We start from the raw sequence: 25995 nt of genomic DNA, 5'->3' as shown, positions 1-25995 counted from the left end.
CCGTTTCGGATCGGTTATGAGGGGGGATTCGCCGCGAGCTGCGCATTGCGCCGGTCGAGAGCAGCTCCCTTGATCGTCGCATACCCGTACATGGCGCCGAAAATGAGGGCGACGATCGCCAGCGCCGGCACGAGGAACGCGCCGAGCGCGACGATCCCCTGCAGCACCCAGCCGAGGACGATGCCCCAGCGATAGCGCACCACCCGGGTCGTCGCGATCATCAGCAGCGCGAGCACGGCGCCGGCGACAACGCCCCACCACGGCGCGATCTGCGCGGGCAGCGCCCTGAGCCCGTAGATCACGAGTCCCGCCAGGAAGGCGACGATGGACTCGAAACCCAGCACGATCGTCGCCAGCGACTCGGCTGCACCACGCGGGCGCCGGGTGCGGGGTGCGCGCTCGGCGCTCATTCGCTCCACCCGGCCTTCCAGTCCTCCGCCGCGGCGAGAGTCAGCGCCTCGCCGGCGAGCAGCACGGATCCTGCGATCACGACGGCGCGGCGATCGGATGCCGCCGCCCACGCCCGCGCCGCCTCGGCGGCCTCCGCGAGATCCCGATGCACCGAGACCCGGAGGTCGTGCGCCTCGGCCAGGTCGGCGATCGCGTCGGCGTCCTCGGCGCGCTCCGAGTCCGGTGCGGTAGCGAACACATGTGCCGCGACGGGTGCGATCTCGGCGACGATGCCCGCTGCGTCCTTGTCGGAGAGCACGCCGAGCACGACGCCCCACTCGTCGAAGTCGAAGGCCTCGCGCAGCGCGGTCACGAGCGCGCGGGCGCCGTGCGGGTTGTGGGCCGCGTCGACGAGCACCGTCGGGCCGGCGCCGATCAGCTGCAGACGGCCGGGCGAGGTCGCGCCGCCGAGGCCGTCCGCGAGCACGTCCCCGGCGATGGGCTGGGAGCCGCCTCCGACGAGGGACTCCACAGCGGCGATCGCGAGAGCGGCGTTGAAGCCCTGGTGCGCGCCGTACAGCGGCAGGTACTCGTCCTCGTAAGTCGCGGCGAGCCCGCGCACGGTGATCTGCTGCCCCCCGACGGCCAGTCGCTGCTGGGCCAGCGCGAACTCGGCGCCCTCGAAGGCGATCGAGGCGCCGTGCGCCGCAGCGGCCGAGCGGAGCACGGCCTCGGCGGCGGCATCCTGTCGTGCTGAGACGACCGCGGCGCCGTCCTTGATGATGCCGGCCTTGACCGTGGCGATCTCGGCGATGGTGTCGCCCAGGCGGTCGGCGTGATCGAGATCGATCGGCGCGAAGACCGCCACGTCGCCGTCGGCGCTGTTGGTCGAGTCCCACGAGCCGCCCATGCCCACCTCGAGCACGAGAACGTCGATCGGCGCATCGGCGAACGCGACGAACGCGAGAACCGTGAGCAGCTCGAAGAACGTGAGCCGCGCATCGTCGTTCGCCGCCAGCTCGGCGTCCACCAGGTCGACGAACGGAGCGATCTCATCCCACGCGTCCGCCACAGCGGCATCGTCGATGGGCTCCCCGTCGATCATGATGCGCTCCGTGAAGCGCTCGAGATGCGGACTCGTGAACAGTCCGGTCCTCAGGCCGTGGGCGCGCACGAGGCTCTCGATCATGCGGCTGGTCGACGTCTTGCCGTTGGTGCCGGTGACGTGGACGACGCGGTAGGTCTTCTGCGGGTCGTCGAGCAGCTCGAGCACCCGGCGCGTGCGCTCGACACGCGGCTGCACCCACTGCTCGCCCTGCCGCTGCAGCAGCGCCTCGTAGACGGCGTCGGCCCTGCGGCGCTCACGATCGCTCATGCCGAGACCCCCGTCCGGCCGACCGAGACGGTGAATGCGCCGCGATTGGCATAGGTGCCCGCGTCGATCACCGCCTCGTACTCGACGGGAGCGCGGCCGTCACCCGAGGCGGTCAGCTCGGCGACGCGGGAGCGCACCGCGTGCGTGACGGCGAGGGTCTCGCCGGCCACGTTCGCGACGTCGAATGCGGCGGCGACCGCCTCGGCGTCCGCGGGGTCGTCGAACAGCAGTCCGAGCCCGATGCGGTCGCTGACGTCGAAGCCGGCTGCCTTGCGGGTGTCCTGCACGGCGCGGATGACGTCGCGGGCCAGGCCCTCGGCCTCGAGCTCGGGCGTCGTCGTGGTGTCCAGCAGCACGAAGCCGTCGCCCGAGAGCAGCGCGATGGCCGTGCCGTCCGCGACGCCGCCCGCCTCGAGGGTGAGGTCGTACTCCCCCGGCTGCAGCGCGATGCCGTCGACCACCACGCCGCCGTCGCGCTCTTCCCACACTCCGGCCTTGGCTCCCGCGATGACGTGCTGCACCTGCTTGCCGAGGCGAGGCCCGGCGGCGCGCGCATTGACGGTCAGGCGCTTGCTGATGCCGTAGCGCGTCGAGACGTCGTCGCCGAGCTCGATCAGCTCGACCGACTTCACGTTGAGCTCGTCGCGCAGGATGCCGTCGAACTGGGCGAGGGACGCGGCATCCGCCACCGCCACGGTCAACGCCGGCAGAGGCAGGCGCACGCGACGACCCTCCTTCTTGCGGAGGGCGTTCGCCACGCTGGAGGCCTCGCGCACGGCATCCATCGCCGTGCGGATGTCGTCCGCGGCGGGGAACGCGTCGGCGTCGGGCCAGTCCTGCAGGTGCACGCTCCGGCCGCCGGTGAGGCCCTGCCAGACCTTCTCGGCCACCAGCGGGATCAGCGGCGCCGCGACGCGGGTGAGCGTCTCGAGCACCGTGTACAGCGTGTCGAACGCTTCCCTGCTCTTGGGGTCGTCGGAGACGCCGACCCAGAACCGGTCTCGAGAGCGGCGGATGTACCAGTTCGTCAGCGCCTCCGCGAAGTCGCGCAGCTTCGCCGCCGCGAGCGTGGAGTCCAGCACCTCGAGGTCGGCCGCGACATCGCGCACGAGGTCGCCCGCGAGCGCCAGGATGTAGCGGTCCAGCACGTCAGTCGAGTCGGTGCGCCAGGAGGCCTGGTAGCCCTCGCCGGTCGCACCGCCTGCTGCGTTGGCGTAGGTCGCGAAGAAGTACCAGGCGTTCCACAGCGGCAGCAGGAACTCGCGCACGCCGGCGCGGATGCCCTCCTCGGTGACGATGAGGTTGCCGCCGCGCAGCACCGAGCTCGACATGAGGAACCACCGCATCGCGTCTGAGCCGTCGCGGTCGAAGACCTCACTGACGTCGGGATAGTTCTGCAGCGACTTCGACATCTTGAGTCCGTCGCTGCCGAGCACGATGCCGTGGCACGACACCCCGGTGAACGCGGGGCGATCGAACAGCGCCGTCGACAGGACGTGCATCACGTAGAACCAGCCGCGGGTCTGCCCGATGTACTCGACGATGAAGTCGGCCGGCGAGTGCTCGTCGAACCACTGCTGATTCTCGAACGGGTAGTGCACCTGGGCGTACGGCATCGAGCCGGAATCGAACCAGACATCGAAGACGTCCTCGATGCGGCGCATCGTGCTCTTGCCGGTCGGGTCGTCGGGATTCGGGCGCGTCAGGTCGTCGATGTACGGCCGGTGCAGATCGACCTCTCCCTCCGCGTTGCGCGGGAGGCGACCGAAGTCCCGCTCGAGATCCTCCAGCGAGCCGTAGACGTCGACGCGCGGGTGCTCGGGGTCGTCGCTCTTCCAGACCGGGATCGGCGAGCCCCAGTAGCGGTTGCGGCTGACGGACCAGTCGCGCGCCCCCTCGAGCCACTTGCCGAACTGGCCGTGCTTGACGTTCTCGGGCACCCAGGTGATCTGCTCGTTGTTCGCGAGCATGCGGTCTTTGATGTCGGTGACGCGGATGAACCAGCTCGACACGGCGCGGTAGATGAGCGGGTTGCGGCACCGCCAGCAGTGCGGGTACGAGTGCTCGTAGCTCGCCTCCCGGAGGAGCCGCCCCTCCTGGCGGAGCAGCCGGATCAGCGGTCGGTTGGCGTCCATCCACAGCTGGCCGGCGACATCGGTCACCTGCGGCAGGAAGCGTCCGCCGTCGTCGAGGCTCATGATGAGCGGGATGCCGGCGGCCTCGGTCACCCGCTGGTCGTCCTCACCGAAGGCCGGCGCCTGGTGCACGATGCCGGTGCCGTCACCGGTGGTCACGTAGTCGTCGACGAGGATGCGCCAGGCGCGCTGCGTGCCCCAGATGGCGGCATCCGCGTAGTAGTCGAAGAGACGGTCGTAGGTGACGTCCTCGAGATCGGCGCCGAGCACCGTCTGCTCGACCGCCTCGCGGGCGGCCTCGGCCGAGTCGTAGCCCAGGTCCTTCGCGTACCCGGCGAGCAGCTCCTCGGCCAGAAGGTAGCGGTGCGACTCCGCTTCCGCGGGCTCGTCGTCGCGGTGCACGTCGGCGGCCCCGTTCGGCCCCCCGGGCACGACCACGTAGCGGATGTCGGGGCCCACCGCGAGCGCGAGATTCGTGGGCAGGGTCCACGGCGTCGTCGTCCAGGCCAGCGCGCGCACGGCGGTGAGGCCCAGCGCCTCCGCCTTGAGGCCCGTCAGCGGGAACGTGATCGTCACGGACGGGTCCTGACGCATCTTGTAGACGTCGTCGTCCATGCGCAGCTCGTGCGCCGAGAGCGGCGTCTCGTCGCGCCAGCAGTAGGGCAGGACGCGGTGACCCTCATAGGCCAGACCCTTGTCGTAGATGGTCTTGAACGCCCACAGCACGGACTCCATGTAGGTGAGGTCCAGCGTCTTGTAGCCGCGCTCGAAGTCGACCCAGCGTGCCTGCCGGGTCACGTAGTCCTCCCACTCGCGGGTGTAGGCGAGCACCGATTCGCGGGACTTGGCGTTGAACGCGGCGATGCCCATCGCCTCGATCTCACTCTTCTCGGTGATGCCGAGCTGCTTCATCGCCTCCAGCTCGGCGGGCAGTCCGTGCGTGTCCCACCCGAACACGCGGTCCACCTTCTTGCCGCGCATGGTCTGGAAGCGCGGGAAGAGGTCCTTGGCGTAGCCGGTGAGGAGGTGGCCGTAGTGGGGCAGACCGTTGGCGAACGGCGGACCGTCGTAGAAGACCCACTCGTCGGCGCCGTCGCGCTGATCGATCGAGGCGCGGAAGGTCTGGTCGGCCTTCCAGAACGCGAGCGTCTCCCGCTCGATGTCGGGGAAGCGGGGGCTGGGGACGACGGGACTCGCTCCGGTGCCCGGGCGTGCCGAAACATCGGCCGCAGGTCCGAAGGCGGAGGGGCGGGGATAGGTCATTTCTCTCGCAGGTGCTCGCTCGTGTGCTTCCTGCGGGGACGACATGCCTGGAACGGTGACCAGACGTACCGCGGTACCACCCTGCGTTGACGTCTCGGTCCTTCGCGGGGACCGAGCTGCCCTCTCTCACTGCGGCTGTGACGGGCCTGACCCGCTCGGTTCTAGTGGGGAATCCGCCTGAGCGGGCACCTTTTCTTCCGAGAGCTCCCCGGTGATGGCCGGATCGACGCTGCTGACACGAGTGTACCGTGGCTGCGCAAGCGGGGAATGCGGAGCACGGCGCCGGGGTTTCTGGACTCGTGCCAAGATTGACATCCGTGACCGCAGCAGCACCCGAATCCGCTCTGGTTCCCGAATCCGCCCCGACGCGCAGAGTCGCGTGGGCCTCGATGGTGGGAACCTCGCTCGAATCCTTCGACTTCTACCTTTTCGCCTACTTCTCGGCGTTCTTCGTCGGGCCGCTGTTCTTCGACCCGCTCGGGCAGTTCGGCGCCACGAGTGCGGCATTCTTGACGATCGCGCTCGCCTTCGTGGTCCGCCCCATCGGTGCCGTGATCTTCGGCTACATGGGCGACCGCGTCGGTCGCAGGGCCACCCTGCTGTGGACCGTCGGCATCATGGGCGTCGCGACCGGTCTCATCGGCCTCCTGCCGACCTACGCGCAGGCGGGCTGGCTCGGAGCCGTGCTCCTGATCCTGCTGCGCATCGTGCAGGGTCTGTCGCTGGGCGGCGAGTGGGGCGGGTCGATCCTCATCGCGACCGAGAACTCCGGCCCGGTCAAGCGGGCGTTCTACGCCGCGATCCCCCAGCTCGGCTCCCCCGTCGGATCGATCCTGTCGGCGGCCGTGTTCATCGTCCTCACCGCGGTGCTCCCCGCCGAGCAGATCGCCGAGTGGGGATGGCGCATCCCGTTCCTCCTCGCCATCCCGCTGCTGCTCGTGTCGCTGTATCTGCGGTGGTCGATCTCCGAGACCCCCGTCTTCGAGGGGGTCGTGGCCGAGGGACGCCGCGATCGCATCCCGTTCATCACGATGTTCGCGAAGCGCCCCGGAGCCATGGCGATCGCGATCGGTGCGGCCCTGCTGGGCATCGGGTCGTACTCGCTCATGAACACCTACACCGTCAACTACGGGGTGGAGCAGCTGGGGTTCAGCTTCCAGGACCTTCTCATCGCGACCACCATCGGCGGCCTCCTGCAGCTCGTGACCATCCCGCTGTTCGGGGGCTGGGCGTCGCGCATCGGCTCGGCACGCGTCGTGCTCTGGGGCGCGCTCGGGACCCTGCTCATCACGTTCCCGATGTACTTCCTGCTCCAGTTCGCGACCTTCCCGATCCTCGTCGCGACGATGCTGATCGGCGGCATCCTTCCGACGATGGCCTGGGCGGCGCTCGGCGGGCTGATGAACGACCTCTTCCCCGACCGGTTCCGCTACTCCGCCCTGTCGTTCGCGTACGCGCTGGCGGCGACCATCAGCGGGTTCGTCCCGTACCTCACGCTCACGCTCGGCGAGGCGACGGATTACGCGTGGTGGCACCCCGGCGTCATCCTGGCGATCATGTCGGCCGTGACGCTCGTGTCCGCATGGCTGGCCACGCGGCGCGCCGTCGAGCCGGAGCTCGCGACGGATCCTGCCAGCGCGACGGCGACGGCCTGAACGCAGAGCCGCCCGAGAGCGGACGGATGCCGGCTGCCGCGGCATCCGTCCGCTTTTCCTCGTCCAGCGGGCCCGGGCTAGAATCGAGCGACATCCCACACTCAGGCACGCTCACACAGTGCCGCACATATCGCTCGAGGAGTTCCGCATGACCGACGGCCGCCCCGCACAGGGACAGATTCCGGACAAGCCCGCACTGGAGGGCCTCGAGGACAAGTGGGATGCCGCGTGGTCCGAGCAGGGCACGTACCTGTTCGATCGCGCGCGCGCCGCCGAAGTGGGCCGCGAGGGCGTGTACTCGGTCGACACTCCGCCGCCGACTGCCTCGGGCAGCCTGCACATCGGACACGTCTTCTCATTCACGCACACCGATCTCAAGGTGCGGTACGAGCGCATGCGCGGCAAGACGGTGTTCTATCCCATGGGCTGGGACGACAACGGCCTGCCCACCGAGCGTCGCGTGCAGAACTACTACGGCGTCCGCTGCGATCCGTCGCTGCCGTACGTTCCCGGCTTCACTCCTCCGTTCGAGGGCGGCGACAACAAGTCCAGCCGCGCCGCCGACCAGGTGCCCGTCAGCCGCCGCAACTTCATCGAGCTGTGCGAGCGGCTCACGGTCGAGGACGAGAAGCACTTCGAGGCGCTCTTCCGCCAGCTCGGGCTGAGCGTCGACTGGACGCAGACCTACCGCACGATCTCCGACGACACGATCCGCACCAGCCAGCGGGCGTTCCTGCGCAACCTGGAGCGCGGCGAGGCCTACCAGGACCTCGCGCCCACGATGTGGGACATCGACTTCCGCACGGCCATCGCACAGGCCGAGCTCGAGGAGCGGGAGCAGCCCGCGGCCTTCCACCGCGTCGCGTTCCACAAGACGGACGGCACGGGCGACGTGCACATCGAGACGACCCGGCCCGAGCTGCTCGCGGCCTGCGTCGCGCTGGTCGCGCATCCCGACGACGAGCGCTACCAGCCGCTGTTCGGCAGCACCGTGCGCACCCCGCTGTTCGACGTCGAGGTGCCGGTGCTGGCGCATCCCCTCGCCCAGCCCGACAAGGGCTCGGGAATCGCGATGATCTGCACCTTCGGCGACGTCACCGACATCATCTGGTGGCGTGAGCTGAACCTGCCGAACCGCACCATCCTCGGACTGGACGGGCGCATCGTGCCCGACGCGCCGGAGGCCATCGTGACGGATGCCGGCAAGGCGGCGTACGCCGAGCTGGCCGGCAAGACGGTGTTCAGCGCCAAGAAGCGCGTGGTCGAGCTCCTGCAGGAGTCCGGCGAGCTCATCGGCGAGCCCAAGCCGTTCACGCACGTGGTGAAGTTCTACGAGAAGGGCGATCGCCCGATGGAGATCGTCTCGACGCGCCAGTGGTACATCCGCAACGGCGCTCGCGACGAGGCGCTGCGCAACAAGCTCATCTCCCTCGGCGCATCGATGTCATGGCACCCGGACTTCATGCGGGTGCGCTTCGAGAACTGGACCAACGGCCTCACCGGCGACTGGCTGGTGTCGCGCCAGCGCTTCTTCGGCGTGCCGATCCCGGTGTGGTACGCGCTCGACGAGAACGGTGAGCGCGACTACGACCGCGTCATCACGCCCGACCACGCATCGCTGCCCGTCGACCCCTCGACCGATGTGCCGGCCGGCTACACCGCCGACCAGCGCGGCGTGCCAGGCGGCTTCGAGGGTGAGAACGACATCTTCGACACCTGGGCGACGTCGTCGCTGACGCCGCAGCTCGCCGGGGGCTGGGAGCGCGATCCCGAGCTCTGGAACCTCGTCGCGCCGTTCGACATGCGCCCCCAGGGTCAGGACATCATCCGCACGTGGCTGTTCTCGACGCTGCTGCGCAGCGCGCTCGAGGACGACCGCGCTCCGTGGACGGATGCCGCGATCTCGGGCTTCATCGTGGATCCCGACCGCAAGAAGATGTCGAAGTCGAAGGGCAACGTCGTCACGCCGGCCGACATCCTCTCGCAGCACGGCTCGGATGCGGTGCGGTACTGGGCGGCGTCGAGCCGGCTCGGCACCGATGCGGCGTTCGACCCCCAGAACCCGACGCAGGTGAAGATCGGCCGTCGCCTCGCGATCAAGGTGCTGAACGCTGCGAAGTTCGTGCTGTCTTTCCCCGTGCCCGAGGGCGCGGAGGTGACGCACGCGCTGGACGCGTCGATGCTGACCGCCCTGGACACGGTCGTGCGCGACGCCACCAAGGCGCTGGACGCCTACGACCACGCGCGTGCGCTCGAGGTCACCGAGTCGTTCTTCTGGACGTTCTGCGACGACTACCTCGAGCTGGTCAAGGAGCGCGCCTACAATCAGGCCGACGTCGGCCAGGCATCCGCGGCTCTCGCGCTGCGCATCGCCCTCTCCACACTCCTGCGCCTGTTCGCCCCGGTGCTCGCCTTCGCGGCCGAGGAATCGTGGTCGTGGTTCAACGAGGGCTCGGTGCACAATGCCGAGTGGCCGGAACCGCTCGGCATCCAGGGCGACCCGGCGGTGCTCAGCATCGTCGGCGAGGCGCTCATCGGGGTGCGCCGTGCGAAGACCGAGGCCAAGGTGTCGCAGAAGGCGGAGGTGTCGCAGGTCACGATCGCCGCGCCGGCCGAAGCCATCGCGGCACTGCGACTCGCCGAGGGCGACCTCAAGGCCGTCGGGCGCATCGCCGAGATCGACTATGCGGAGGCCGACAGCCTGTCGGTGTCGGAGATCGAACTCGTCCCCCAGGAGGCATGACATGCAGCTCGGAACGCGCTGGACCTCGGGCGACGAACCGCCTGAAGCCGTACCGGAGGCGCTGCGTCGCGGCATCCGCTCCGTCGACGAGACGATCCCCGGCGACCAGCTCGGTCAGCCGCGGCCGCGCTGGACCCTCACCTGGCTCGAGGGCAAGCCGATCGCCGAGCTCGACACCGGTGTCATCGTGACACTCGACGCCGACGGTGAAGCCGTCGCCCGGAACGATCCGGACGACGGCTTCGGGTAGACCGGAGCCTCACTCCTCCGGTTCGTTGTGGGTGGAGGCCGAGAGCAGCAGCCGTACCGCTACCGCGGTGGCCACCAGCGTGACCCCCGCGGCGAGCAGGAACGGCAGTCGCAGATCGATCCGCGCCACCCAGCCGCCGAGAAGCGTCGCGAACGGGAAGATCCCCCACGTCAGGGTCCGGCTGATGCCGAGCACGCGGCCGAACAGATGCCCGGGCACGATCCGCTGACGCAGTGCGCCCCACGGCACGTTCCAGATCGACACCGCTGCCGCCATGGTGGCGTACGCGATGGTCGCCGAAATCGCCTCCGGCGCCGCCCACACTCCCGCCAGTCCCACCGCCGCGACGATGTTGGCGCCGAGCATGACCTTGCCGCGTCCGAACTTCGTGACGAGGGACGCCGCGACCAGCGAGCCTCCGAGGCCGCCGAGCCCGATCCCCGCGGTGACGAGCCCGATGGCGGCCGGCGCGACACCGTGCACATCGAGGAAGTAGAGGAACACCGGCGCCTGGGCGAAGGCGAACGCGCAGCCCACGATGGAGGTGAAGACCACCATCGACCGGAGGAAGCGGTGCCGCCACAGGTATACGAGAGCTTCGCGCGCGGACACGTTCGACGCTGCCGAGGCCTCGGAGGCCTCCACCTCTGCGCTCGCCTCGACCTCGGCGTCCATATCGGCCGCTGCGAGCGGCTCGCCCGCTGCGACCGCGGCCTCGGCCGTCGTCGTCGCGCTCTTGCCCGTCGGTGCCTCGGTCCGCAGCGGGCGCGCGGCTGACAGCGGCAGCATCACGGCGAGGACGATGGGGATGAGATAGCCCGCGGCTCCGACCCAGAGCGGCAGCGCCAGCGCCACGGCGAACAGCACACCGCCGATAGGAGAGGCGATGAAGCTGTCGATCGTGATCTGCGCCGCCTGCAGCCAGCCGTTGGCACGGTCCAGCGCGGGGCGCTGCACCACGCTCGGGACGATCGAGTTGGTCGCGTTGTCGAAGAGAGTCTCCCCCAGGCCGAACACGAGCACACCCGCGAACAGCCACCAGATGTCGATGGCACCCGTGACGGTGAGAGCGGCCAGCCCGACGGCGGCGAGGCCGCGAAGGCCGTTGGCGATCGCCATGACCCATCGGCGATCGAACCGATCGACGATCATCCCGGCGGGGAGACCGAAGAGCAGCCACGGCAGGAACGCGAGCGCGCCGAGCGCGGAGATCGCGAGCGGATCGCGGGTGAGCGTGGTCGCGATGAGCGGGACGGCGACGCGGCCCACCCCGTCCGCCAGGTTGCTGAAGGCCGCAGCGGTCCACAGTTTGCCGAAATCGCGGCCGAGCGGGACCCTGCGTGCCCGCCCGGCCGACGACCCCGGCCGCTCCGCGGTGTCGACGCTCTCGCTCATCGCGGGAGCATCCCCGTCGCAGCGAGCGCCTCGGCGTCGCGCCGTGCGCCGCTCGCGGCGGTCTGTGCGGTCAGTGCGCGGCGCCGTTCGGCGCCGTCCCGCCGCTCGACGCGTGCGATCACGTACGCGTCGATGGCGGATGCCGCGCGCAGCAGCGCGCGGTCGAATCGTGTGGCAGATGCGCCGAAGCCGCGTGCCGCGAGTTCGCCTGCCGTGATGGTGGTCATGACTGTCCTCCTAGTTGCGGAAGCGGGAAGACGTCAGCCCGGATCGTGACGGGGCGTACGTTCTCGCCGGTCTGATTGCGGTAGTTGTCCACGGCCTCGTCGATCAGGGCCATGATCTTGAGGGTCAGCTCTTTGCTCTGCTCGGGCGTGAGTCGCGCGGTGGCTGTGGAGATGAGCGTGCCGTCCTGCCAGAGCTCGTCCTCGCCCCCGATCCCCCGGTTGACGAACTCGAGGAGCTGGTCGTTCCGGTTTCGCAGGAACTCGTTCATGACCACCTGGGTGGCTGCGCGGCCGGCGGGCGTGGACATCGCGTCAGGGTTGGCGAACGACACGCCGCCGACCGGACGCTCCCACCACCGCTCGCGGCCGGTGCCGCGGTCGGCGGCCTCGCGGATGAGGTCCTGCTTGGCGAGTGCGCGCAAGTGGTAGCTCGTCGAGCCGCTGGACTCGCCCAGGCGCTCGGCGAGGGAGCTGGCCGTCTGCGGTCCGTACTGGCTGAGGATGTCGTAGATCCTCACGCGGAGGGGGTGCGCCAGCGCTCGCAGGGCGCCGGAGTCGAGGACGCGGTCCTCGTTGTGACGCTGCTCGCTGCGGGCCGCGGCATCCGCCTGCTGGTCCTCGTTGTCTGCCATGCCATCAGGATAGCTATGCAAAGAACTCTTTGCAAGCATTTCTTTGCAACCGATTGTTTGCAAAGGGATCGCGGCATGATCGTCGTGCGTGACTAGGCTGGACGCCATGCCGAACGACAACCCGCTTCTCGCGCCCAGCACTCTCCCCTACGGGCTCCCGGACTACTCCGCGATCCTCCCCGAGCACTATCTGCCCGCGTTCGAGCAGGCGTTCGCGGCACACGCGGCGGAGGTGTCGGCGATCACGCGAGTGCGGTCCATGCCGACGTTCGAGAACACCCTCGTCCCGCTCGAGGAGAGCGGGCGCCTCCTGGGCGATGTCGCCCGGACGTTCTACACCGTGTCCTCGGCGGATGCGACGGACGAGATCCAGGAGATCGAAGAGAAGCTCGCGCCGCTCATGTCGGCACACCAGGACTCGATCCAGCTCGATTCGGCGCTGTACTGGCGCATCAAGACGATCCACGATCAGCTCGACCAGCTCGACCTCGCGCCGGAGCAGCGGTATCTCGTCGAGCGCCACTACACGGAGATGTCTCACGCGGGCGCCGGCCTCGACGACGATGCCAAGAAGAGCCTGACCGAGCTGAATCAGCGTCTGTCGACCCTCACCACGCAGTTCGAGAAGAACCTGCTCGCCGACACGAACGACCTGGCGGTCGTCTTCGACGACGCGGCCGAGCTCGACGGGCTCTCGGAGGGCGAGCTTTCGGCAGCGGCACAGGCGGCGGCCGATCGCGGCCTCGACGGCAAGTGGGTCGTGACGCTGACGCTCTTCACCGGACACCCCTACCTCTCGAGCCTGACCGACAGGGAATCCCGGGCCCGGCTGCTGACGGCATCCCGTTCCCGCGGTTCCCGCGGCAACGAGCACGACAACCGTGCCACTCTGCTGGAGATCGTGCGCCTGCGGGCCGAGCGCGCGGCGCTCCTCGGCTACGACTCGCACGCCGCGTACATCACCTCGGACGAGACCGCGGGCTCCCCCGCAGCGGTGCACGACCTGCTGCGTCAGCTCGCGGTGCCGGCGGCCCGCAATGCGCGCAGGGAGCAGGAGAAGCTGCAGGCGATCATCGACGCCGGCAGCGCCCCGTTCCCGCTGGAGGCGCACGACTGGGCGTTCTACACCGAGAAGGTGAGGGCGGCGGAGTACGACCTCGATCGGTCCGCCCTGCGTCCGTGGTTCGAGGCCGAACGCGTGCTCCAAGACGGCGTGTTCCGCGCGGCGACCGATCTCTACGGCATCACGTTCACCGAGCGCGGCGATCTCGGCGGCTATCACCCCGACACCCGCGTCTTCGAGGTCCACAACGCCGACGGATCCGCCCTCGGGCTCTACATCCTCGATCTGTACACCCGCGACACGAAGCGCGGCGGTGCCTGGATGAACTCGATCGTCCTGCAGTCGCGCCTGCGCGGCACGCAGCCGATCGTGGTCAACAACCTGAACGTCCCGAAGCCCGCGGAGGGGCGGCCGACGCTCCTGAGCCTCGACGAGGTGACCACGCTGTTCCACGAGTTCGGCCACGCGCTGCACGGCCTGTTCGCGACGGTGACGTACCCCCATTTCGCAGGCACCAACGTCTACCGCGACTTCGTCGAGTTCCCGAGCCAGGTCAACGAGATGTGGATCTACTGGCCCGAGATCCTGGCGTCGTACGCCCGCCACATCGACACCGACCAGCCGCTGCCGGCCGAGATCATCGAGAAGCTGCACGCCTCGGAGGCGTTCAACCAGGGCTTCGCGACCAGCGAATACCTGGCGGCGGCGTGGCTCGACCAGGCGTGGCACTCGCTCTCGGTCGACGCGGCGTCGCCCGATCTCGACGTCGCCGCGTTCGAGGCCGGGGCTCTCGCCGACATCGGTCTCGACAACCCCGTCGTGCCGACGCGGTACTCGTCCACGTACTTCGCGCACGTGTTCTCGGGCGGCTACAGCGCGGGCTATTACTCGTACATCTGGAGCGAGGTGCTGGACGCCGACACCGTGGAGTGGTTCCGTGAGAACGGCGGCCTCCGCCGCGAGAACGGCGATCGCTTCCGGGGCCGCCTTCTGGGCGTCGGTGGGTCGAAGGATCCGCTCGAGGCCTACCGGGACTTCCGCGGGCGGGATGCCGAGATCCAGCCGCTGCTGGAGCGCCGCGGCCTCGCCGGCTGATCACCGGGCCGCCGGCTACTGCGCCGGCGTGCTCGTCGACGCGATCGTGAGGAGTTCGTCGGCCAGGTCGTCGGTGCGCGACCACATCGGCCAGTGGCCGGTCGGCAGGTCCACGAGCCGCACCGAGGTGTAGCGTCCGAGCTCTTCGAACCACGGATGCCGCGCGTCGACCATGTCGCGCACCTGCTGTGCCGACATGCTCGAGCACACCAACGTCACGGGTACGTCCCGGCGCCGTTCGTCGTGGAGCGCGATCGGCTGACGCGCGGCGGCGGCGGGATGGGGCACGGCGCGACGCCGGAACTCCGCGAGGTCGTCGTCATCGAGGCCGGCGAGGCTGGATCCTGCCGCTTCCAGCGCCGCCCAGTCGGGCAGGTCGAGCGCGCGGACGTCGTCGGCGAGTTCGGGCGACGCCACTGCGCCGTCGGCGACCGGACCGCTGTCGACGAACACCAGGTCGTCGACCAGGTCGGGCACGGTATCCGTCGCTCCGGTGACCACCGCACCGCCGCCGCTGTGACCGACGAGGACCACGCGACCCTGCGCCCGGCGCACCGCGTCGACCACCGCGGCGATCTGATCGTCGAGGGTCGCATCCGCCTCGCCGGCTGCCGCTGCCGGCTCGAGTCCGGGAAGTGTGAGGGCGTCGACGATCCCTCCCCGGTCGCGCAGCCTGTCTGCCACGCCGTCCCAGGCCCACCCGCCCAGCCAGAATCCGGGGACCAGGACGAACGTCGTCACATCGGTCATGCGGCCACCCTCCCATCCCTTGCCGTCAGCGTCCAACGCCGACGTCAGAGCAGCTCCAGCTCGCGCGCGAACGTCCGCACGCGGTCTGCCATGACCTCCGGCACTTCGGCGACCGCGAAATGCCCGCCCTCGTCGAGGCGCTCGAAGGTGCGCAGGTCGAGGTAGAACCGCCGCGCGAGCGATTCCGGATAGTCGCCTTCGTGGCGCTGGATGTGCACGGATGCCGGGATCACCACCGGCGGCATCTCATCGGGCTGGTCGGCCCCCTCGTAGTACGGCCGGAAGGACGAGCCGATGCTCTGCGTCGTCCAGTAGATCATCGCCTCGGTGAGGATGCGTTCCCGCGAGATCCGACGTTCCACCGCCCGTGGATCCGCCGACGGTGTGTCACTCCACTCGACGAGCTTCTCAGCCAGCCAGGCGATCAGCCCGGCCGGGGAGTCGTTCAGCGCCGCCGCCAGGGTGTCGGGTCGCGTCGCCTGCACGTGACCGTATGCTCCGTTGACGCCGCCCCATTGCTGAAGGCGTGCGAAGAACGCCACCTCGTCGGGTGCCGTGAGCCTCGGTCGCTCGGCTGCCGACGGGAAATGCGAGTGCGTCACGATGACGCCGCTCACGGCGTCGGGATAGGAGCCGGCGATCAGATCGTTCACGTTGGCCGACACGTCCTCGCCGTACGTGAGGTACTTCTCGTAGCCCAGCACATCCGTCATGAGCGCGTGCATCGTCGAGGCGAGACGGACCTCCGTGACAGGCCCCTCGGCATAGGCCGAGGAGTAGGCGAAGCCCGGGAAGCTGGGCACGACGACGTGGAAGTCCGGCAGCAGATCGGCGAAGTCCAGCTGCAGGGCGAAGGTGTGGGGCCAGCCGTGCATGACGAGCAGCGCCGGTGCGTCATCCCGCTCGGACCGCAGGTGGGCGAAGTGGACCGTGCTGTCGCCGATCTCGGCGAGGAACTGCGGATGCCTGTTCAGCCACACTTCGCGGCCGCGCCAGTCCCACGTGCGCCATGTCGCGACGAGCTCGGCGAGGTAGTCGGCACTCATGCCGGACTCCGGTCGGCGCGGTGAGTCCGGCAACGGCCGGAATCGCGCGAGACGATCGCGCAGATCGGCGAGTTCGGTATCGGGCACCTGGATCGAGAAGGGGCGCGGGCTGTTCACACGCCGAAGCTACTCGGCGCCTCCGACACGCTCCCGTATGGCCTGCATGGCCTCGCGCGTCCGGGCGAAGGTCCGCACCTCGATGTTCGCGAGGGCCGACACGGTGATGCCGGTCGCCGGATCGTGCCGGCTCACCGCCGTCACTCCGTGGTCGCCGCCCGCCATGACCAGGTCGCCCTCGTCGAGCCATACGCCGCGTCCGTATCCCAGTCCGTCGTCGGCGTCCGCCGTCGTGGGCTCGATGGCGCGTTCGACCAGCTCCGGCGGGAGGATCGTGCCGGAGCGGAGGGCGACCCAGAACCGGTGCAGGTCAGCCACGGTCGAATGAGCCCCGCCATCGCCGGAACCCACGACGGGCAGCTCGAAGACATTGGTCCGCCCGTCGTCCTTGTAGCCGGTGGCGGTCCCGGGCGGCAGCAGGTCGGAGCGCGGGAAGCCGGAAGCCGTCATCCCGGCCGGGGCGAAGACGCGGGCCGCGACGAGCTCGCTGAACGGCATGCCGGCGGCGCGCTCGGCGATGACCGCGAGCACCACGTACCCGCCGTTGCAGTAGGAGAACCGCTCGCCCGCGCTGAACTTCGTCGGGAAGCCGTCGAGCATCGGCAGGTACGCCGGAGTCGAGTCCAGCCGCTGAGCAGGGACGGTCAGGGGTGCGAGCGCGTCCACCTCTTCATCGAGGTAGTCCCCGATGCCGGAGGTGTGCGTCAGCAGGTGATCGACGGTGACGTCGTCGGCGATGAGCGGGAGGTCGTCCGCGAGGAGTTCGCGCGCGGCGGTGTCGAGATTCAGGATGCCGTCGCCCACCAGGGACAGCACGGTCACCGCCGTGAAGGTCTTCGTGCCGCTCGCCAGTCCGAAGCGCGTCTGGGGCGTGTTGGCGACGTCGAAGGTGCGGTCCGCGAGACCGACCGCCCACTCTCCGATGACATCGTCGCCACGGCGAATGCTGATGACTCCATTGAACCCGTCGAGATCGGGAGTGAACGCGTCCATCCTCGAACTGTATCCGCGCTGCGGTGCGGGCGCTCTCGCCAGATCGCTGCGCCGCGTGCGGGGACGGTCAGGCGCTCTTGCGCTTCTCCCGCAGCACGAGCGTCGGCGGAGCGCCCTCTTCGACGGCGGCCCGGGTCACGACGACCTTGTCGACGTCGTCGGTGGAGGGGATCTCGAACATGATCGGTCCGAGCACGTCCTCGAGGATCGCGCGCAGGCCACGAGCACCCGTCTTGCGCGCCACGGCGAGGTCGGCGATGGCCTCGAGCGCCTCACGTTCGAACTCCAGTGAGACGCCGTCGAGCTCGAACATGCGGTGATACTGCTTCACGAGCGCGTTCTTGGGCTCCGTGAGGATCTCCATGAGCGCTTCACGGTCGAGCGGGGAGACCGAGGCGACGACGGGGAGCCGTCCGATGAACTCCGGGATCAAGCCGAACTTGTGGAGGTCTTCGGGCTGCACATCGCCGAAGAGGTTGAGGTCTTCGTCCTTACGGTGCAGCGAAGCGCCGAAACCGACGCCGTGCTTGCCGACACGCGACGAGATGATGTCTTCGAGGCCGGCGAAGGCACCGGCGACGATGAACAGGACGTTCGTGGTGTCGATCTGGATGAACTCCTGATGCGGGTGCTTGCGTCCGCCCTGGGGCGGCACCGACGCGACCGTTCCCTCGAGGATCTTCAACAGCGCCTGCTGGACGCCCTCTCCCGACACGTCACGCGTGATCGACGGGTTCTCGGCCTTGCGGGCGATCTTGTCGACCTCGTCGATGTAGATGATGCCGGTCTCGGCGCGCTTCGTGTCGAAGTCGGCGGCCTGCAGCAGCTTGAGGAGGATGTTCTCGACGTCTTCGCCGACATAGCCGGCTTCGGTGAGTGCGGTGGCGTCGGCGACGGCGAAGGGCACGTTGAGGCGCTTGGCCAGCGTCTGCGCGAGATAGGTCTTGCCGCAGCCCGTAGGGCCGAGCAGGAGGATGTTGCTCTTGGCGAGCTCGATCTCGTCGGCGCGCTGCTCGGCGGACTGGATCGTGCCGTGCGCGCGGACGCGCTTGTAGTGGTTGTACACGGCGACCGACAGGGCCCGCTTGGCATCGGTCTGACCGACGACGTACTCCTCGAGGAACGCGAAGATCTCGCGGGGCTTCGGCAGATCGAAGTCGGCGACGACGCCCGACGAGGACTCGGCCATGCGCTCTTCGATGATCTCGTTGCAGAGCTCGACGCACTCGTCGCAGATGTAGACGCCCGGTCCTGCGATCAGCTGCTGGACCTGCTTCTGACTCTTCCCGCAGAAGGAGCACTTGAACAGGTCGGCGCTCTCACCGATGCGTGCCATTCCGCTCCTCCTCGTGACGTCGGGGCAAGCCCCCCAGCTGTTCTCCGAGCCTAATAGCTGACACCGACATGCGGCGGCATTGCGACACACGTTGTGGAATCGTCGGTTTCGCGCTCAGCGGACGCGGTATGCGGCAGCACGACGACGCCCCGCCGGCCGGAGGATCCGGGCGACGGGGCGCCGATGAACCGCTGCGGTTCGAAGCGGCTACTTCGTCAGCGCAGCCTGCTGACCGCGCTTGCGCGTGGTGAGCACCTGGTCGACGAGACCGTACGCGACGCTCTCCTCGGCGGAGAGGATCTTGTCGCGGTCGATGTCCTTGTTGACCTCTGCCTGCGTCTTGTTCGAGTGCTTCGCGAGCGTCTCTTCGAGCCACGTCCGCATGCGGAGGATCTCTGCGGCCTGGATCTCGATGTCGGACGCCTGACCGTGCCCGGCCTCGCCGACGGCGGGCTGGTGGATCAGGATGCGGGCGTTCGGCAGTGCGAGGCGCTTGCCGGGGGCGCCGGCGGCCAGCAGGACCGCGGCGGCGGAGGCCGCCTGGCCGAGCACGACCGTCTGAATCTGCGGCGACACGTACTGCATGGTGTCGTAGATCGCGGTCATGGCCGTGAACGAGCCGCCCGGCGAGTTGATGTACATGATGATGTCGCGGTCGGGATCCTGGCTCTCGAGCACGAGGAGCTGGGCCATGACGTCATCCGCCGACGCGTCGTCGACCTGGACGCCCAGGAAGATCACGCGGTCCTCGAACAGCTTGTTGTACGGGTCCTGGCGCTTGTAGCCGTAGGCCGTGCGCTCCTCGAACTGCGGCAGGATGTAGCGGCTGCCGGGCATCTGGAGGCCCTGGGGTGCCAGCGGGGCTCCGCCGAAGGTGGGGGTCTGCATTCGGATTCTCTCTCTTTCGCCTTCGGGTGCCGTCAGCTCGCGGATACGGCGGTGCCGCCGCCGCCGATGACGTCGAGTGCCGAGTCGCGGATGTGGTCGACGAAGCCGTACTCGAGCGCCTCAGGCGCGGTGAACCAGCGGTCGCGGTCACCGTCGGCGTTGATCTGCTCGACGGTCTTGCCGGTCTGCGACGCCGTGATCTCGGCGAGGCGCTTCTTCATGTCGAGGATCAGCTGCGCCTGCGTCTGGATGTCGCTCGCGGTGCCACCGAAGCCACCGTGCGGCTGGTGCAGCAGCACGCGGGCGTTGGGCGTGATGTAGCGCTTGCCCTTCGTGCCGGCCGTCAGCAGCAGCTGCCCCATCGACGCCGCCATGCCGATGCCCACGGTCACGATGTCGTTGGGCACGAACTGCATGGTGTCGTAGATCGCCATGCCGGCCGTGATCGAGCCGCCGGGCGAGTTGATGTAGAGGTAGATGTCCTTCTCGGAGTCCTCAGCGGCGAGCAGAAGGATCTTCGCGCAGATCTCGTTGGCGTTGTCGTCGCGCACCTCCGACCCCAGCCAGATGATGCGGTCCTTCAGCAGCCTGTCGAAGACGCTGGTCGCGACAAGTGGTTCGGCCATTTGTACTCCTGTTTCCTTGGGTCGCCATCGAATCTACCGGCGCGCCACGAGCGACCCGCCCGTGTTCGCCCTGGGCAGAGCGGGGGCGGACGCAAGAGGACGGATGCCGCGGCATCCGTCCTCTTGCGTCAATCGGTCACTGCGAGAGCGCCGGCCGAAGCGCGTGTCACTCGGCGGCGGCGGCCTTCTTCGCCGGAGCCTTCTTCGCGGGCGCCTTCTTGGCCGGAGCCTTCTCGGCGGCGTCCTCATCGGCGTCGGCGGCCTTCTTGGCGGCGGGCTTGCGCGCGGGGGCCTTCTTGGCCGGCTTCGCGGACGCTTCGGCCTCCTCGGCCTCGATCACCGCGTCGGCGTCGGCCGCGGCATCCGCGATCTCCTCCGCCTCTTCGACGACCTCTTCCTCGTCCGCGGCCTCGTCCTCGGTGGCGACGAAACCGCTCAGGTCCACCGGGTTGCCGTTGGTGTCGACGACGGTGACCTTGCCGAGGGCGACGGCCAGAGCCTTGTTGCGGGCGACCTCGCCGATCATGGCGGGCAGCTGGTTGCCCTCCTGCAGCGCGTTGACGAACTCCTGCGGAGCCATGCCGTACTGGGCGGCCGACTGCACGAGGTACTGCGTGAGCTCGTCCTGCGAGACCTGGACGTTGACCGTCTCGGCGATCTTGTCGAGGAGCATCTGCGTCTTGAACTGCTTCTCGCTGGCCTCGGCGACCTCGGCGCGGTGCACGTCGTCCTCGAGACGGCCCTCGCCCTCGAGGTGGTTGTGCACCTCGTCCTCGATGAGCTGCGGCGGGACGGGGATCTCGACCTGCTCGAGCAGCGTCTCGATCAGCTTGTCGCGCGCGGCGGAGCCCTGCGTGAAGGCGCCCTGCTGGCCGACGCGCTCCTTGAGGCTGTCGCGGAGCTCGGCGATGGTGTCGAACTCGCTCGCGATCTGGGCGAAGTCGTCGTCTGCCTCGGGAAGCTCGCGCTCCTTGACGGCCTTGACGGTCACCGAGACCTCGGCCTCGTCGCCGGCGTGGTCGCCGCCGACCAGCTTCGAGCGGAAGGTGGTGTCCTCACCGGCGGTCAGGGACTCGATGGCCTCGTCGATGCCCTCGAGCAGCTCGCCCGAGCCGACCTCGTACGACACGCCCTCGGCGCGGTCGATCTCGGCGTCGTCGATGGTGGCGACGAGGTCGAGCTCCACGAAGTCTCCGGTGGCGGCGGGGCGGTCGACGGTCACGAGCGTGCCGAAGCGGGCGCGGAGGCGGTCGAGCTCCTCGTCGATGGCGGCCTCGTCGACCTCGATGGCGTCCACCTCGACGGTGGTGCCCTCGAACGACGGCAGGTCGAACTCGGGGCGCACGTCGACCTCGACGGTGACCTCGAGGTCGCCCGAGAAGTCCTTCTCGTTCGGCCACTCGGTGACCTCGGCCGACGGGCGGCCGAGCACGCGCAGCTCATGGGCCGCAGCGGCCTCGCGGTAGAACGTGTCGAGGCCCTCGCTGACGGCGTGCTCCAGCACCGCGACGCGCCCGATGCGCTGGTCGATGATCGGTGCGGGCACCTTGCCCTTGCGGAAGCCGGGGATCTGCACGTCCTGCGCGATGTGCTCGTACGCGTGCTTGATCGACGGCTTGAGCTCGTCGGGGCTGACCGTGATGTGCAGCTTCACCCGGGTCGGGCTGAGCTTCTCGACGGTGCTGTTCACCATGCCTGTACTTCTCCTCTATCGGACCGCGCGAGGACGCGGCAGTTGAAGGTCTGGGTTCGGAATTCTGAGGGCCGTGATGTCGGGGCGACAGGATTTGAACCTGCGGCCTCCCGCTCCCAAAGCGGGCGCTCTACCAAGCTGAGCTACGCCCCGGGCGGGTTCGCACGCGTGCGTGCGCCTTTCGGCCCCGAGAAGTCTAGCCGACCTGCCCGTGCCCTTCCTGCGCGGGCACCGGATGGACTCCACGAGGGCGGCCTACCTCGCTGCCGCGGCGAGCGGTGTCACCCGGAGCGGCGTCTCTCGGACGAGTCCCGATGTACTACGATTGGGCGGTGCCCGTTCGCGGGCGCACGGGGATGTAGCTCAATGGTAGAGCCTCAGTCTTCCAAACTGATGGTGCGGGTTCGATTCCCGTCATCCCCTCCGATGCCCCGCGAGGCCGGCCGTAGGTCGCCCTCGCGGGGCGTTCGCGTGGTTGGCGGCGGAGCCCACGTGCTTCGGGGGTCACCCTCGGCGCGTCCTACTGTTGCGCGCGCCCCTCGACGCGGCAGACTGTGGAGCATCCGTCCCATGGCCTGCAGGAGCCGCGATGAGCAGCCCGACCCCCGCCCCGCAACCGGGACCGCCGAAGAAGCTTCCGCGACGCCCGGCATCCAGCCTCGCCGAGAAGTGGACGCGCATCGACGACGTCGACGTCTTCTATCGCGAGTCGCCGCGGCCGTCCCGTGATCCTCGCGTCATGGCGCACGTGCACGGGTTCGGCCTGTCGGGCCGTTATCTGCTGCCGACGGCGGAGATGCTCGCCGACGAGTTCCACACATACGTCCCCGACCTGCCCGGCTTCGGCCGCAGCGGCAAACGACGGGACATGCTCGACATCCCCGACCTCGCCCGCGCCACGCTCGACTTCCTCGACGATCGCGGCGTGGAGAAGGCGACGCTCGTCGGCAACTCGATGGGCTGCCCGGTCATCATCGAGTTCGCGCACCGCTACCCCGACCGCATCGACCGCGCCGTGCTGGTCTCCCCCGCCGGCGGGCTGTTCAATCAGCCGCTGCGCCGGGCGATGAGGCAGCTCACACAGGACGCGCCGAGGGAACCCGTCCGGATGGCGCGCGTCGCCGTGCCCGACTACGTGCGGTTCGGTGTGCCGAGCACGATGCGCATGTTCCGCTCGCTCACGCAATATCCGTCGCTGCAGCGACTGCTCGAGATGCGCCTCCCGACGCTCGTCGTGCTGGGTCAGCGCGACCCGCTGCTGCCGCACGCGCACCGGGTCGACGAGATCGCCAGCCAGACCGACAGCCACGTCCTCGTCGTGATGCTCGAGGGCGCCGCGCATGCGATCAACTTCAGTCACCCCGGGCAGCTCGCGCACGTCATCCGGCACTTCATGGACGACCTGCCGATCGAGAACGACCCGGCGTGGCCGGGGCACGTCCGCCTCTACGAGGTGCACCGGGGCAAGCACCACCCGCCGGCGAGATCGCAGGACTGATTCGTCCCGGGCGATCCCGCGCGCGGGCGCTGCTCAGCCGAGGGGGCTCGCCTCGAGGTGCTCCCGCACGTGCGCCAGGTAATGCTCGGCGTTCGCGAGCAGGCCGGCGCGCTCCTCGTCGGTGAGTTCGCGCCGCACCTTGCCGGGCACGCCGGCGACGAGCGAGCCGTCGGGGATCTCGGATCCCTCCAGCACGACCGTGCCGCCGGCGATGAGGCATCCCGATCCGATCCGGGCACCGTTGAGCACCACCGCTCCCATGCCGATGAGCGAGCCATCGCCGATCGTGCAGCCGTGCACGACGGCGTTGTGGCCCACCGACACGTTCTCGCCGATCACGACGGGTCTGCCGGCGTCGACGTGCACCGAGACGTTGTCCTGCAGGTTGCTGTTGGCCCCGACGGTGATCGTGTCGCCGTCGGCGCGGAGCACGGCGTTGTACCAGACGCTCGCGCCCCGGGCGAGGGTGACTCCCCCGACGATGCGCGCACCGGCGGCGACGAACGCCGTGGGGTCGACGTCGGGCGTCCTGCCGGCGGCGGCGAGCACCGAGGCTCCGGGTGCGATCGTCATGGCTGGCCTCTCTTCGCGAGCGCGGTCTCGATCGCGTCGGTGTACCAGGGCGCGAGGGTGTCGGCGAACGTCACCGTGAGGTGGTCCTGGTCGCGGTAGATGTTCGCGCCTCCGACGACGGGGACGCACAGCTCGGCGCCGCAGTAGACGTCGGTGAAGTCGAGCAGCGTCGCAGCGTCGAGACCGGATGCCGCATCCTTGAGCGGATCGTCGGCGACGAGCACGTCCGAGCGGACGCCGTCGCACTCCGCCACGTCGCGCGTCCGCAGGCACTTGTTGGGGTCGGTCTCCCAGACGGGGTTGTCGACCACGGTGATGACGGGGATGCCGCGATCCATCACCGTGCTCCACGCCTCGCGGTAGCCGGCCACGGCAGCGTCGTGCGACGAGTCGTACCCGGCGGACGAATACGGCGTCGTGGCGAGGGCCGCCGTGAACACGGCATCCAGCTCCGCGTCGTCGATCGCGCTCTGGACGCGCTCACGCCACTCGGTGCACGCGGCGCCGAAGGCTCCGGGTGTCGACAGCGGCGTCGTGTTCCAGGGGCACGCGCCCTTGAACCAGGTGACCAGCTGCCACCCGTTCTCGTCGGCCATGCGCTGGAACGTCGAGAGCAGCTGGTACGCGTGGCTGTCGCCGATGAGGGCCACCCGCGGTGCGTCGGGGTCGTCCGATCCGAATGTGCACGACACCGGCCGCGAGTCCGTCAGCTGTACGAAGCACTGCGGGTGCTCCGGGCGGTCGATGCCCGCGAACCCCGGAGCGGGCAGGATCTCGCTGCCGAAGTCGGCGTCGGCGCAGGAGGCGTCGAGGACGGATGCCGCGCCGAAGCACTCCGGCGGGTTCTCCTGCAGCGCGGCGATGTCGCGGGTGCCTTGGTTGTAGAGCGGCGCGTTGACGAGCCATGCGGTGCTCGCGACGAGGGCGACGACGACCATCGCCGCCAGGGCCGACCAGAGGGTCACCCGTGGCGGTCGCGAGGTCAGCACCTTCCAGCCGCGCGCGGGGTCTTCGACGAACCGCTTGGTCAGCCATGCGAGCACGAAGCAGAGGCCTAGGAGCGCCACGCGGTGGTAGATCGTGAGACCCCAGAACGGGACCGACGGCGCGATGACGATGAGGGGCCAGTGCCACAGGTAGAGCGAGTACGAGATGTCGCCGACGAACTGCGCGGGGCGGATGGCGAGGATGCGGGTCGGGTACCACCAGCGGTCCGTGTTGGACGCGGCGATCACCGCGGCGGCACCGAGCGTGGGCAATGCCGCCATATACCCGGGGAACGGCGTCTGGGCATCGAACGTGAACGCGACGTAGAGGAGCATCAGGATGCCGGCCCACCCGAGCACGAAGCTGCCGAGTGCGTTGCGCACTCGCAGCATCGGCACGAGGGCGATCAGCGCGCCCACGCCGAACTGCCACATCCTGCCGAACGTGACGAAGTAGGCGGGCGCGGGGTTCGTGATCGTGAAGATGACGCAGAACACGAAGGACACCACGGTGACGATGCCGAGCGCGGCGATGACGGTGCGGCGTCGCTCGCCGCGGAACCACTTCACGCCGATCCAGGCCGCCAGCAGCATGATGAGCGGCCACATCACGTAGAACTGCTCTTCGAGCGACAGCGACCAATAGTGCTGGACGGTGGTCGGCGAGCCCGCGTGGTTGAGATAGTCCGCCGAGTTCAGCGCCAGGTACCAGTTCTCGACGTAGAACGTCGACGCCAGGATCTCGCGCACCTCGTTCGGCAGAGCCGAGGTGGGCATGAGGTACGGCGACATCACGACGACCGCGCAGAACAGCAGCACGAGCAGGGATGCCGGAAGCAGGCGGCGCGCACGGCGCGCCCAGAACTGGCCGAGCCGGACGGTGCCGGTCGCGGTGAGCTCGCGCATCAGGTGGGCCGTGATGAGGAAGCCCGAGATGACGAAGAAGATGTCGACGCCGATGTACCCGCCGGTGAGACGGCCGGGCCAGAAGTGGTACAGCACGACGCAGAGGACGGCGATCGCGCGGAGCCCCTGCACGTGCGGGATGAAGCGGGAGGGCTCGGCGTGTTCAGGCGAGCGGTCGCGGGGCTCGCGGGTCACGGTCTTGGCGGGAACGCTCAGATGCTGCGGTCCGAGGTCGTGATCGGCGGAAGGCACGAAACGACGTTAGCCGCTGTCGCGCGTCTGCCCCGCACCGACAGCGTGGATTCGCCGGTTTAGCCCAGCCTTGTCTTGCTTGCGGAATGACTCCCGGTGAGTAGCGTT

The 25995-nt window shown here is 69.2% G+C and carries 20 protein-coding genes and 2 tRNA genes; 6 read left to right on the top strand and 16 right to left on the bottom strand.

The window, feature by feature from the left end:
- Positions 1 to 14: 14 nt before the first annotated feature.
- The 3 genes from Q9R08_RS06710 to ileS are packed head-to-tail and all read right to left on the bottom strand — an operon-like array spanning position 15 to position 5163.
- Entirely contained in the window at positions 15 to 410 is a 396-nt protein-coding gene (locus Q9R08_RS06710) for a DUF4233 domain-containing protein (RefSeq protein WP_308867111.1), read from the bottom strand.
- Positions 407 to 1765, bottom strand: a complete 1359-nt coding sequence (locus Q9R08_RS06705; RefSeq protein ID WP_308867110.1) for a bifunctional folylpolyglutamate synthase/dihydrofolate synthase — start codon at positions 1763 to 1765, stop codon at positions 407 to 409. The genes Q9R08_RS06710 and Q9R08_RS06705 overlap by 4 nt, the downstream gene beginning before the upstream one ends.
- Positions 1762 to 5163 (bottom strand): isoleucine--tRNA ligase, encoded by a 3402-nt coding sequence (gene ileS, locus Q9R08_RS06700; RefSeq protein ID WP_308867109.1) that lies wholly within the window; start codon positions 5161 to 5163, stop codon positions 1762 to 1764. The genes Q9R08_RS06705 and ileS overlap by 4 nt, the downstream gene beginning before the upstream one ends.
- A gap of 317 nt (positions 5164 to 5480) precedes the next feature.
- On the opposite strand from ileS, the gene Q9R08_RS06695 reads away from it, so the two are divergent.
- The 3 genes from Q9R08_RS06695 to Q9R08_RS06685 all read left to right on the top strand — a co-directional run bounded on the left by Q9R08_RS06695 (position 5481) and on the right by Q9R08_RS06685 (position 9811).
- A complete protein-coding gene (locus Q9R08_RS06695) occupies positions 5481 to 6818 on the top strand; it encodes an MFS transporter (protein ID WP_308867108.1) in 1338 nt (445 codons plus the stop codon).
- Between the two features lie 148 nt (positions 6819 to 6966).
- A complete protein-coding gene (valS, locus tag Q9R08_RS06690; protein WP_308867106.1) occupies positions 6967 to 9561 on the top strand; it encodes a valine--tRNA ligase in 2595 nt (864 codons plus the stop codon).
- Between the two features lies 1 nt (position 9562).
- Positions 9563 to 9811, top strand: a complete 249-nt coding sequence (locus tag Q9R08_RS06685; RefSeq protein ID WP_308867104.1) for a hypothetical protein — start codon at positions 9563 to 9565, stop codon at positions 9809 to 9811.
- A 9-nt stretch (positions 9812 to 9820) separates the two neighbouring features.
- On the opposite strand, the gene Q9R08_RS06680 is transcribed toward Q9R08_RS06685, so the two are convergent.
- The 3 genes from Q9R08_RS06680 to Q9R08_RS06670 are packed head-to-tail and all read right to left on the bottom strand — an operon-like array spanning position 9821 to position 12065.
- Positions 9821 to 11206, bottom strand: a complete 1386-nt coding sequence (locus Q9R08_RS06680; protein ID WP_308867103.1) for an MFS transporter — start codon at positions 11204 to 11206, stop codon at positions 9821 to 9823.
- Positions 11203 to 11433, bottom strand: a complete 231-nt coding sequence (locus tag Q9R08_RS06675) for a hypothetical protein (RefSeq protein ID WP_308867100.1) — start codon at positions 11431 to 11433, stop codon at positions 11203 to 11205. Before Q9R08_RS06675 ends, Q9R08_RS06680 begins: the two co-directional genes overlap by 4 nt.
- On the bottom strand, positions 11430 to 12065 hold the full coding sequence (locus Q9R08_RS06670) for an ArsR/SmtB family transcription factor (RefSeq protein WP_308867099.1): 636 nt from the start codon (positions 12063 to 12065) through the stop codon (positions 11430 to 11432). Before Q9R08_RS06670 ends, Q9R08_RS06675 begins: the two co-directional genes overlap by 4 nt.
- A 106-nt stretch (positions 12066 to 12171) precedes the next feature.
- Between Q9R08_RS06670 and Q9R08_RS06665 the strand changes: the two genes are divergently transcribed.
- Positions 12172 to 14223 carry a M3 family metallopeptidase gene (locus tag Q9R08_RS06665; protein ID WP_308867097.1) on the top strand — a complete coding sequence of 684 codons (2052 nt, stop codon included), beginning with the start codon at positions 12172 to 12174 and terminating at the stop codon, positions 14221 to 14223.
- 15 nt (positions 14224 to 14238) lie between these two features.
- Here the strand turns inward: Q9R08_RS06665 and Q9R08_RS06660 are convergent, their stop codons facing one another.
- The 8 genes from Q9R08_RS06660 to Q9R08_RS06625 form a co-directional block, all read right to left on the bottom strand.
- Entirely contained in the window at positions 14239 to 14973 is a 735-nt protein-coding gene (locus Q9R08_RS06660) for an alpha/beta fold hydrolase (protein ID WP_308867096.1), read from the bottom strand.
- A 44-nt stretch (positions 14974 to 15017) separates the two neighbouring features.
- A complete protein-coding gene (locus Q9R08_RS06655) occupies positions 15018 to 16136 on the bottom strand; it encodes an epoxide hydrolase family protein (protein ID WP_308867095.1) in 1119 nt (372 codons plus the stop codon).
- Positions 16137 to 16145: 9 nt separating this feature from the next.
- A complete protein-coding gene (locus Q9R08_RS06650; RefSeq protein ID WP_308867094.1) occupies positions 16146 to 17129 on the bottom strand; it encodes a serine hydrolase domain-containing protein in 984 nt (327 codons plus the stop codon).
- A gap of 67 nt (positions 17130 to 17196) precedes the next feature.
- Positions 17197 to 18465 carry an ATP-dependent Clp protease ATP-binding subunit ClpX gene (gene clpX / locus Q9R08_RS06645; RefSeq protein ID WP_308867093.1) on the bottom strand — a complete coding sequence of 423 codons (1269 nt, stop codon included), beginning with the start codon at positions 18463 to 18465 and terminating at the stop codon, positions 17197 to 17199.
- 207 nt (positions 18466 to 18672) lie between these two features.
- Positions 18673 to 19353: an ATP-dependent Clp protease proteolytic subunit gene (locus tag Q9R08_RS06640; RefSeq protein ID WP_308867092.1), complete on the bottom strand. Its 681-nt coding sequence runs from the start codon at positions 19351 to 19353 to the stop codon at positions 18673 to 18675.
- Positions 19354 to 19385: 32 nt separating this feature from the next.
- Entirely contained in the window at positions 19386 to 19979 is a 594-nt protein-coding gene (locus Q9R08_RS06635) for an ATP-dependent Clp protease proteolytic subunit (RefSeq protein WP_194415272.1), read from the bottom strand.
- A gap of 166 nt (positions 19980 to 20145) precedes the next feature.
- On the bottom strand, positions 20146 to 21672 hold the full coding sequence (gene tig, locus Q9R08_RS06630) for a trigger factor (protein ID WP_308867091.1): 1527 nt from the start codon (positions 21670 to 21672) through the stop codon (positions 20146 to 20148).
- A 79-nt stretch (positions 21673 to 21751) separates the two neighbouring features.
- Positions 21752 to 21825 (bottom strand) — tRNA-Pro (locus Q9R08_RS06625).
- Positions 21826 to 22024: 199 nt separating this feature from the next.
- On the opposite strand from Q9R08_RS06625, the gene Q9R08_RS06620 reads away from it, so the two are divergent.
- Positions 22025 to 22095 (top strand) — tRNA-Gly (locus Q9R08_RS06620).
- Positions 22096 to 22261: 166 nt separating this feature from the next.
- A complete protein-coding gene (locus Q9R08_RS06615; RefSeq protein ID WP_308867090.1) occupies positions 22262 to 23170 on the top strand; it encodes an alpha/beta fold hydrolase in 909 nt (302 codons plus the stop codon).
- 33 nt (positions 23171 to 23203) lie between these two features.
- Here Q9R08_RS06615 and Q9R08_RS06610 read toward each other — a convergent pair whose 3' ends face one another.
- Positions 23204 to 23743: a gamma carbonic anhydrase family protein gene (locus Q9R08_RS06610; RefSeq protein WP_308867089.1), complete on the bottom strand. Its 540-nt coding sequence runs from the start codon at positions 23741 to 23743 to the stop codon at positions 23204 to 23206.
- Positions 23740 to 25887, bottom strand: coding sequence for an acyltransferase family protein (locus Q9R08_RS06605; RefSeq protein WP_308867088.1), 2148 nt, complete (start codon positions 25885 to 25887; stop codon positions 23740 to 23742). The genes Q9R08_RS06610 and Q9R08_RS06605 overlap by 4 nt, the downstream gene beginning before the upstream one ends.
- Positions 25888 to 25995 lie beyond the last annotated feature (108 nt).

This window comes from Microbacterium psychrotolerans, from assembly GCF_031085295.1.
GTDB lineage: Bacteria > Actinomycetota > Actinomycetes > Actinomycetales > Microbacteriaceae > Microbacterium > Microbacterium psychrotolerans.
This window is presented reverse-complemented; position numbering and strand designations above follow the sequence as displayed.